Raw genomic sequence first — 8,241 nt, 5'->3', positions numbered from 1 at the left:
GTAGCTGTAGCTGTAGCTGGGCCGTTCCCCGGTGGCAGCCATAAAAAAGGCCTGCAGATGCAGGCCTCAAAGAGATGAAGTTGGAAGGCCTCTGCGGGCTTCAGGTCTTGGCGGAGGGCGTGGCGGCCTGGCTGTCGGCCGCAGCGACGGCGGAAGCGCTCTTGTTGATCTTGCCCAGGAAGAGCACGGTGAAGTAAATCCACATGGCAATGGTGATCAGGATGACGATCAGGCTCATCAGGCCGTAGTCGGTCGAGATCAGGTCGTTGAACATCTTCATGGCAAACATCCTCCGCAATCAGTCATGGGTTAATAGGTGTGCTGTCACTATCGCGTGCGGGTGGCGGGGGGCGTTTGCGGCACATCAAACGGCCGGACTGGGCGATTTGCGTTAAAGCAAGGGTCTGGATGGCCGGTCGGGCCGGTTTTTTGCATACCATGCGGGGCATGGCCGTCCGTCGGCAGCGCCAACCAGTTTGAATGGGTGAGAAACAACACATGATCGACGCTTCCAACGTCACACACAGCGTGCAACTGGCCGTGGCGCCAGTGTTCTTTTTAACGGCCGTGGCCGGCATGATCGGCGCCGTGGCCGGGCGGCTGGCACGCATCATCGACCGGGCCCGGGTGATGGAGGAGCGCGTGCGCGCCAGCAACGATGAGGAGTTCATCGACCGCGGCCTGCGCGAGCTGAACTACCTGCGCACGCGGGGCCGCATTGCCAACTGGTCGATCGGCTTGCTGACGCTGTGCGGCTTCCTGATCGGGCTGACGATTGTGTTCCTGTTCATCGGCCAGGCCTGGGCGGAGCAGGGGCAGATGGTGGCGGTGTTCCTGTTTTTGGGCGGGGTGTTCTCGTTCATCGCCGCGCTGGCCTGCTTCATGTGGGAGACGGTGCTGGCCACCGACCTGCTGAATTTCAACGTGCTGGAGACCGGGCGGCAGATGCGGCACTGACCGCCCTGGGGCCGCTCAGGGCTTGGGGTCGATGGGCTCCAGCCAGGCCTGGGCGGCATTGATCACGCACTGCGTCAGGCGCTCCAGTCCGGTCTGCGCATTGCGCGCATGCGCCCAGTACAGGGGCACCGGAATGCCGCTGCCCGGCAGCAGCTCCACCAGACTGCCGTTGGCCAGGTGCTCGCGGATCAGCACCGTGGGGTGCATGCCCCAGGCCACGCCGGCTTCGCAGGCGCGCACGAAGGCGTGTGCCGATGGCACCCAGTGGCGCGGCGGCGCATGGCGGGCCGAGACGCCTTGCTGGTGCAGCCACTTGTCCTGCATCGCGTCCTTGCGGTCGTAGGTCAGCACCGGTGCCTGCGACAGGGTCTGGGCATTGATGCCCTGGGCGCCGAAATAGCGGGCGATGAAGGCCGGGCTGGCAGCGGCCACGTACTGCATGTTCGCCAGGGGCCAGATGTTGCAGCCCGTGATGTGGCTGGACGAGGCCGTGACCGCCGCCATCACCTCGCCTTCCTTGATGCGCTTGGCCGTGTGGTCCTGGTCGTCGATGCTGATGTCCAGCAGCTCGTTGCCTTCCTGGGTGAAGGCGGCCATGGCATCCACGAACCAGCTGTTGAGCGAATCCGCATTCACCGCCAGCTTCAGCGTGGGGCGGGCCACCTGGCCTTCGGGCACCAGCTCGGGGTTGTTGCGGCGCAGCTCGTTTTCGAGCAACGCCACCTGCTCCACGTGCAGACACAGGCGACGCCCGGCCTCGGTGCCGGTGCAGGGCGCGCCGCGCATCACCAGCACCTGGCCCAGGCGCTCTTCCAGCAACTTGATGCGTTGCGAGATGGCCGAGGGCGTGACGTGCAGCTTGCGGGCCGCACGGTCAAAACTGCCTTCGCGCAGCACAGCGGCCAATGCTTCCAGTCCAGCGTAGTCGAGCATGTAGAAAAACTTAATTCGAATGAAGTAATTTAATTTATCTTATCTGTATAAGTCCGGCAATGCGGCGGGAGAATTGGCCGCATGTGGAATGCTGAAATCACCTCTTCCTGGCTGGCAGGTTTTACCGTGTGCCTGTCGCTGATCGTCTCCATCGGGGCGCAGAACGTCTATGTGCTGCGCCAGGCCGTGCGTGGGGAGCACACGCGGGCCTGCGTGGCCTGGTGCGTGGGCTCGGACGCGCTGCTGATTGGCGCCGGCGTGGCCGGCATGGCGCAACTGCTGTCCAGCCGCCCCGACGTGGCCTACTGGTGCGGCTGGGGCGGCGTGCTGTTCCTGCTGGGCTATGGGCTGTTCGCCTTGCACCGCATGGCGTTTGCCCAGACTGCCCTGGTGCTGGCCGAAGGCGATGCCGTGGCGCCGCGCAGCGTGCTGGCGGTGCTGGGCGCGCTGGCGGTCATCACCTTGCTCAATCCCCATGTCTACCTGGACACGGTGGTGCTGATCGGCTCCATCGGGGCGCGCCAGGCGGGGGAGCTGAAATGGTTCTTCGTGGTCGGGGCGGCCTGTGCCAGCCTGGTGTGGTTTTGCCTGCTCAGCGCGGCGGCGCAGCGGTTGCGACCGCTGTTTGCCAAGCCCGTGGCGTGGCGGGTGCTCGACGGCATCACCGGGGTGATGATGCTGGTGCTGGCCTGGTGGGTGTGGCAGGGGCTGGTGGCCTGAGCGCACGCACGCCCTGCCACCAAAAGCAAAAGCCCGTGCTGCAAGCGCCACGGTTTTTTTTTGTGAGGTTGTGATGGAGGGGGCTCAGCTCAGGCGGGCCAGCACTTCCAGCAACTTCCACTGGTTGGCCAGGATCTGGTAGTAGCCGGTTTCCCCGGTCTTGTGGCTGGTGGCCTCGATGAAGACCACGTTTCCCTGCGCACGGGCCGGGGTCATGGTGGGCTTGATCTTGTCGTAGTTGTAGCGCTCCGCCAGGTCACCGCGGAAGTTCAGCAGGCGGTCACTGCCCGATGCCAGGTGGGCAGCAAACAGCTCCAGGGTGCGTGACAGTGTCACTTCGCTCAATCCGGTGGTGATGGCTTTGTCCAGGGAGATGGGGGCGGTATCGCTCATGGAGGGGTCCGGTGAAATGGCCTGGGAAATAAAGTTCGGCATCATGCCGCAGTTGCCGGGCCATGGATACTGGTGGTAACGATTTGCTCGGGCTTGTGTCGCGCAAGCGCAAGACCACGGTAGGCACCAACTGTGGCCACTTGGGCCATCGGCCAGTGCGATGACCGGACCCCGGTGGGGCGGTGCGTCACCTGGGATTGGCCCGCCCATGAAAAAAGCGCTGCCAGGGCAGCGCTTGGGAGTGGGGTGTGACGCCGATCAGAAGGCGGGAACCACGGCGCCCTTGTACTTCTCTTCGATGAACTTCTTGGTGTCGGGCGAGTGCAGGGCCTTCATCAGCTTGGCGATGTCGGCGCCATCGGCGCGGTCCTTGCGGGCGGCGACGATATTGGTGTAAGGCGAGTCGGCGTTCTCGATGAACAGCGCATCCTTGGTGGGGTTGAGCTTGGCTTCGATTGCGTAGTTGGTGTTGATCAGGGCCAGGTCCACGTCAGCCAGCGCACGGGGCAGCAAAGGGGCTTCCAGTTCGCGGAACTTCAGTTTCTTGGGGTTCTTCACCACGTCCAGCGCGGTGCTGGTCAGGTTCTTGGGGTCCTTGAGTTCGATCAGGCCTTGCTTGGCCAGCAGCAGCAGGGCGCGGCCACCGTTGGAGGGATCGTTGGGGATGGCCACGGTGGCGCCGTCCTTCAGGTCCTTTAGGTTCTTGATCTTCTTGGAGTAGGCGCCGAAGGGCTCGACGTGCACCTTGCCGTTGGGCACTTGCACCAGGCTGGTCTTGCGGTCCTTGTTGTAGCTGTCCAGGTAGGGCTGGTGTTGGAAGAAGTTGGCGTCCAGCTGCTTGTCTTCCACGGCGGCGTTGGGCTGCACGTAGTCGCTGAATTCCTTGACCTGCAGCTCGATGCCGTCGGCCTTGAGTTGGGGCTTGATGAAGTTCAGGATTTCCGCGTGGGGCACGGCGGTGGCGGCCACCTTGAGCACATCGGCAGCCTGGGCAGAGAGGGCCAGGGTGGCAATCGCCACGGCAGTCAGGGTCTTCTTCAACATATGGAGGATTCCGTTCAAATGACAGTGGAGTGCGGTGTTGTCTCAGCCCTGTGGGCACCGGTTGCAGCCTCAGGGTGTGGGGGCAAGTGTAATCTTGGCACTGCAGCCTGCTAAGTAATTTTTACTAATTTGGTTATAAAGAAAGTGGTTTTTATGCAAAATTTTGCCATTCAGAGGTGCCGTGCACGCTGACGACCTCGAAAAGCTGGTGTCCACCCGCATGCCCTTCGGTAAGTACAAGGACCGTCTGCTGTGCGATCTGCCCGGCAATTACCTGGCGTGGTTTGCGCGCGAGGGCTTTCCGCCCGGTGGGCTGGGGCGTTTGCTGGCCCTGATGCACGAACTGGACCACAACGGGCTCACGCGCCTGCTCGATCCCCTGCGGCCCCCGCGCTGAAGCGCTGCCAATAAAAACAAAACGCCCCGCGGCGCAAGCCGGCGGGGCGTTTTGCGTGCGCGTGCACGGCAACTGCCGTGTGGCGATTACAGGGCGGCAGCGCGGGCCGCTTCGGCCTTGGCCTTGGCTTCGTCCAGCTTCTTTTGCAGTGCGGCGGCTTCGGCTTCTGCGGCCTTGGCTTCGGCCTGTGCCTTGGCCTTGGCGTCCGCTTCGGCGGCGGCCTTGTCGTCACCGCTGAAGGCGCCGGCAATGGCGTTGCCCGCCAGGGTGCCAACCACGGCGCCGGTGGCGGTGGCGGCGATGGTGCCCATCATGCCGGAGCCTGCAGGGGCGGCGGTGGCCGCAGGCGCCGCGGCGGGGGCTGCAGCGGCGGCGGGCGTGGCAGGTGTCGCAGGCTTGGCGGCGGCGGTCGGGGCTGCAGGGGTGGCCGGCTTGGCGGGGGCCTGGCCAATCGATGCAGGGCGCACCGACTTGCCGCCCCCCATGCGCTTGGCGTGCGCCAGGGTGGGCGCGGCCAATGCGGCGATGGTGACGGCGATCACGGAAGCGGTGGTGCGGAAAGAAGTTTTCACAAAGGGTCCTGGGAAAAGACGGTCAACAAAACGAGGGCCATGTGACGACCCCAGCGCGCCCGAGCGGGTGCGCTGCAAGGAAATACATGGGGGGAGGGGTGCAAATTGCAAGCCCTCAGGTCCCGTGGGTCCGGGAGGGGCTGGCCTTTGCGGGCCGCACACGTTGAAATGTTGGCGTTATGGGTGTGAGAGCGGCGATTTTACGCGCAGCCCGCGATGCTGCAAGAAAAAATAGCGGCAAGCGCTTGAAAACAAAGGGTTTCTGATGGTTTTTTACCGGAAACCCATGCTAGGCGAGCGCAAGCCGCTTCTTTTTTGCAATGTGCCCGGGTGCGGTGGCCGCGGGGCCGTGCTGCAGGCTTGGCCGGGGCTGGAGCTAGGGTTGGGGGGGCGCGCAGGCCCCCGGTGGCACACACCCGGCGCGGCCCTGGTGTTCGGGCGGCGGCGTGCCGGGCGTGGCGGTCCGCCTTACCGCAGCACTTCCAGCAGGCGGTCCAGGCCGCCTTCGTTGATGCAGACCTTGGCCTCGGCGCGCACGCGGGGCTTGGCGTGGTAGGCCACGGACAGGCCGGCGGCCTGCATCATGGGGATGTCGTTGCTGCCATCGCCCACGGCGATGCACTGCGCGGGCGTAATGCCCAGCAGGCAGGCCACTTCCAGCAGGGTGCGGCGCTTTTCGGCGCCGTCGCAGATGTCGCCCCAGGGCTGTTCGACCAGGCCGCCGGTTAGCACGCCGTCGCGGGTCTCCAGCACGTTGGCGCGCACGAAGTCGATGCCCAGCAGGCCACGCACATGTTCGGCAAAGTAGGTGAAGCCGCCGGAGACCAGCAGCACCTTCAGGCCGGCGGCCTGGGCGGCGCGCACCAGGGTGTCGGCACCGGGGGTCAGGCGCAGGCGCTCGGTCAGCACGCGGGCCATGTCGGCCTCGGTCACGCCCACCAGCTTGCCCACGCGCTGGCGCAGGCTGTCCTTGAAATCGGTGATCTCGCCGCGCATGGTGGCCTCGGTGATGGCCGCAACTTCGGCCTTCTTGCCCGTGGCGTCGGCGATTTCGTCCACGCATTCGATGGTGATCAGCGTCGAGTCCATGTCGAACGCGATCAGCTTGTAGTCGCTGAGCTTTTGTGGGGCGGTGATGTGCTGGATGGTCAGGCCGGGGGCGAATTCGGTAGCGGCGGGCATGGGCGCGGGCAGAGGTTGCAGGATCAGGCCCAGCACGGCAGGTGCTGGGGGCTGGTGCGGATTATCGCGGCTGTGCGGCGCGGCAGGGGCGAACGGGGCTTGTCCGTGGCCCGTGCGACCGGGCAGGTCACCTGCCCGGTGGCGGTGTCCGCCCCTGCAGGGCGCTGGGAGTTGCGCTTATTGCGGCTGCAGGCCGGCGGCCTTGACCAGTTCGGCGTGCAGCTTCAGGTCGCCGGCGATCGTGGCCTGCAGTTCCTCGGGGCTGGACGGTGCGGGTTCCATGCCGCTGGCCAGCAGCTTGTCCCGGGCGGGGCCCTGCAGCACGCTGCGCACGGCCTGGTTCAGCTGGGCCACCACGGAGGGCGGGGTCTTGGCCGGGGCCAGCAGGCCCACCCAGGCGGACAGTTGCAGGTCGGCAAAGCCGCTTTCGGCCATGGTCGCCACCTGGGGCAGCAAGGGCGAGCGCTGCGCGCTCATCACGCCCAGGGCCTGCAGCTTGCCGGACTGGATGTGGGGCAGGGCCTCGGGCAGCACGGCGAACAGCATGTCGACATTGCCGGCCAGCGTGTCATTGATGGCGTTGGCGCCGCCCTTGTAGGGCACGTGCAGCATCTCGGACTGCGTGCGGGTGCTGAACATCAGCGCCCCCAGGTGCTGCGGGCTGCCGTCGCCGGACGATGCATAGGTCAGCCGGCCCGGCGCAGCCCGCGCCTGGGTGACGACGGCGGCGACGCTGGGAAAGCGGGCCTTGTCCTTGACCACCAGCACCATGGGCTGGTTGACCAGCCGGGCGATGGGCTGGAAGTCGGCCTGCGGGTCATAGGCCAACTGCTTGAAGATGCTCTTGTTGGTGGTCAGGAACGAGGCGGGCGAGACCGTCAGCGTGTAGCCATCGGGCGTGGCGCGTGCCACCTGGGGCATGCCGATCTGGCCGGACCCACCGGCCTTGTTCTCCACCACAAACGATTGCCCCAGTTTGGTGCCCAGCTCCTGGCTGATCACGCGGGCCAGCATGTCGGCGCTGCCCCCGGCGGGCAGGGCCACCATCACCTTGACGGGTTTGCTGGGGTAGGTGTCTGCCGCGGTGGCGCTGGTGCCGACGCACAGGGCGGCCAGGGTGCAGGCCAGAAGGTGGGGGCGCAAAAGCATGGTGCATGTCCTGGGTGGGCTGCGCCAGCCGAAGGGCTGAGGTGTCGCAGTCCCCCGGACCACGCAAATTCAGTGCCCGGTCGCGGTGCGGTGGCCACGCGCCCCGTCTGCAAGGGCGTGTTTTTCAAAAATTAGAGCTGTCAGCGCAAGCGCAGTCAGCATTTCAAGGCTTTTTGCCGTGTAAATACAAATCGTCCGACCAGGTGGCCAGCCATTCGGGCTTGTAGGCCACGAACACGGCGCACAGCATGCCGGTGACCACGGCATCGCCCCAGGCCATCAGCCAGTGTGCAATCTGCGACAGGTCCTCCTGCACGCCCGGCAACTGGTGGCCCAGGGCCGCGGACAGCAGGCCGGCGGCAAAAAGGCTCAGCACCGTGCCGACAAAGCCGCGGCCGAAGATGTAGACAAACACCTTGGTGCCCAGCCAGCGGCGCAGCAGCACCCCCCACAGCATGGCCAGCGTGGCCGGGACGATGCCGTGCCACACCGTCAGGCGCAGGGCCTCGATGGCCTCCAGGCTGGGCGAGAGCAGGTAGGCGATGGCCCCCACCAGGCACAGCGCGGGCACGGCCAGCGGCCAGCCCAGGGTCATCATCACCAGGCAGGCGCCCGACCACTGCAGCTGCAGCGGCATGTGGTGCAGCGTGGGCAGGGCCCACAGCCACGGCAGCACCACCAGGGTGGCCAGCAGCGGCGTCCACAGCGGGGCGCTGTCGCCATGGTCCTGCGTGACCAGGGCCTTGCGGTTGCGCAGCAACTGCCAGGGGCGCAGGGCCAGGGCCGCGACCAGTGCGGTGAGAAGGAGGGCGATGTCCAGCATCCGGCGATTGTGCGGTGGCGCTGGCGCCGCGGGCCCACCGCCGGGGCAGCCGAGGCTTGTGCTAGATCAAG

11 protein-coding genes are annotated in these 8,241 nt (G+C 66.0%); 3 read left to right on the top strand and 8 right to left on the bottom strand.

Going from position 1 to position 8,241, the window contains the following annotated elements; all coding sequences use genetic code 11:
- Positions 1-100: 100 nt before the first annotated feature.
- Positions 101-280 carry a DUF3149 domain-containing protein gene (locus CA2_RS04920; protein WP_042413256.1) on the bottom strand — a complete coding sequence of 60 codons (180 nt, stop codon included), beginning with the start codon at positions 278-280 and terminating at the stop codon, positions 101-103.
- A 218-nt stretch (positions 281-498) separates the two neighbouring features.
- Between CA2_RS04920 and CA2_RS04915 the strand changes: the two genes are divergently transcribed.
- Positions 499-957 carry a DUF2721 domain-containing protein gene (locus CA2_RS04915; protein WP_042413232.1) on the top strand — a complete coding sequence of 153 codons (459 nt, stop codon included), beginning with the start codon at positions 499-501 and terminating at the stop codon, positions 955-957.
- A gap of 15 nt (positions 958-972) precedes the next feature.
- On the opposite strand, the gene CA2_RS04910 is transcribed toward CA2_RS04915, so the two are convergent.
- Positions 973-1,890, bottom strand: coding sequence for an HTH-type transcriptional regulator ArgP (locus tag CA2_RS04910; protein ID WP_042413230.1), 918 nt, complete (start codon positions 1,888-1,890; stop codon positions 973-975).
- 81 nt (positions 1,891-1,971) lie between these two features.
- Between CA2_RS04910 and CA2_RS04905 the strand changes: the two genes are divergently transcribed.
- Positions 1,972-2,610, top strand: a complete 639-nt coding sequence (locus CA2_RS04905; protein ID WP_042413228.1) for a LysE/ArgO family amino acid transporter — start codon at positions 1,972-1,974, stop codon at positions 2,608-2,610.
- Between the two features lie 84 nt (positions 2,611-2,694).
- On the opposite strand, the gene CA2_RS04900 is transcribed toward CA2_RS04905, so the two are convergent.
- A complete protein-coding gene (locus CA2_RS04900) occupies positions 2,695-3,003 on the bottom strand; it encodes a hypothetical protein (protein WP_052369832.1) in 309 nt (102 codons plus the stop codon).
- Between the two features lie 258 nt (positions 3,004-3,261).
- On the bottom strand, positions 3,262-4,047 hold the full coding sequence (locus tag CA2_RS04895) for a MetQ/NlpA family ABC transporter substrate-binding protein (protein WP_042413226.1): 786 nt from the start codon (positions 4,045-4,047) through the stop codon (positions 3,262-3,264).
- Between the two features lie 181 nt (positions 4,048-4,228).
- Between CA2_RS04895 and CA2_RS04890 the strand changes: the two genes are divergently transcribed.
- Positions 4,229-4,444 carry a DUF3820 family protein gene (locus tag CA2_RS04890; RefSeq protein WP_043386013.1) on the top strand — a complete coding sequence of 72 codons (216 nt, stop codon included), beginning with the start codon at positions 4,229-4,231 and terminating at the stop codon, positions 4,442-4,444.
- 86 nt (positions 4,445-4,530) lie between these two features.
- On the opposite strand, the gene CA2_RS04885 is transcribed toward CA2_RS04890, so the two are convergent.
- From CA2_RS04885 to CA2_RS04870, 4 genes are all read right to left on the bottom strand, one after another.
- Positions 4,531-5,016 carry a hypothetical protein gene (locus CA2_RS04885; protein WP_042413224.1) on the bottom strand — a complete coding sequence of 162 codons (486 nt, stop codon included), beginning with the start codon at positions 5,014-5,016 and terminating at the stop codon, positions 4,531-4,533.
- Between the two features lie 468 nt (positions 5,017-5,484).
- Positions 5,485-6,198: a phosphoserine phosphatase SerB gene (serB, locus tag CA2_RS04880; protein ID WP_042413251.1), complete on the bottom strand. Its 714-nt coding sequence runs from the start codon at positions 6,196-6,198 to the stop codon at positions 5,485-5,487.
- Between the two features lie 177 nt (positions 6,199-6,375).
- Positions 6,376-7,347, bottom strand: a complete 972-nt coding sequence (locus CA2_RS04875; RefSeq protein WP_042413222.1) for a Bug family tripartite tricarboxylate transporter substrate binding protein — start codon at positions 7,345-7,347, stop codon at positions 6,376-6,378.
- Between the two features lie 163 nt (positions 7,348-7,510).
- Positions 7,511-8,170, bottom strand: a complete 660-nt coding sequence (locus CA2_RS04870; RefSeq protein WP_042413221.1) for a hypothetical protein — start codon at positions 8,168-8,170, stop codon at positions 7,511-7,513.
- Positions 8,171-8,241: the final 71 nt, after the last annotated feature.

This window comes from Comamonas aquatica NBRC 14918 (assembly GCF_000739875.1).
GTDB lineage: Bacteria > Pseudomonadota > Gammaproteobacteria > Burkholderiales > Burkholderiaceae_C > Comamonas > Comamonas aquatica.
The sequence above is the reverse complement of the archived record's forward strand: the minus strand, read 5'-3'. Positions and strand labels throughout refer to the sequence as shown.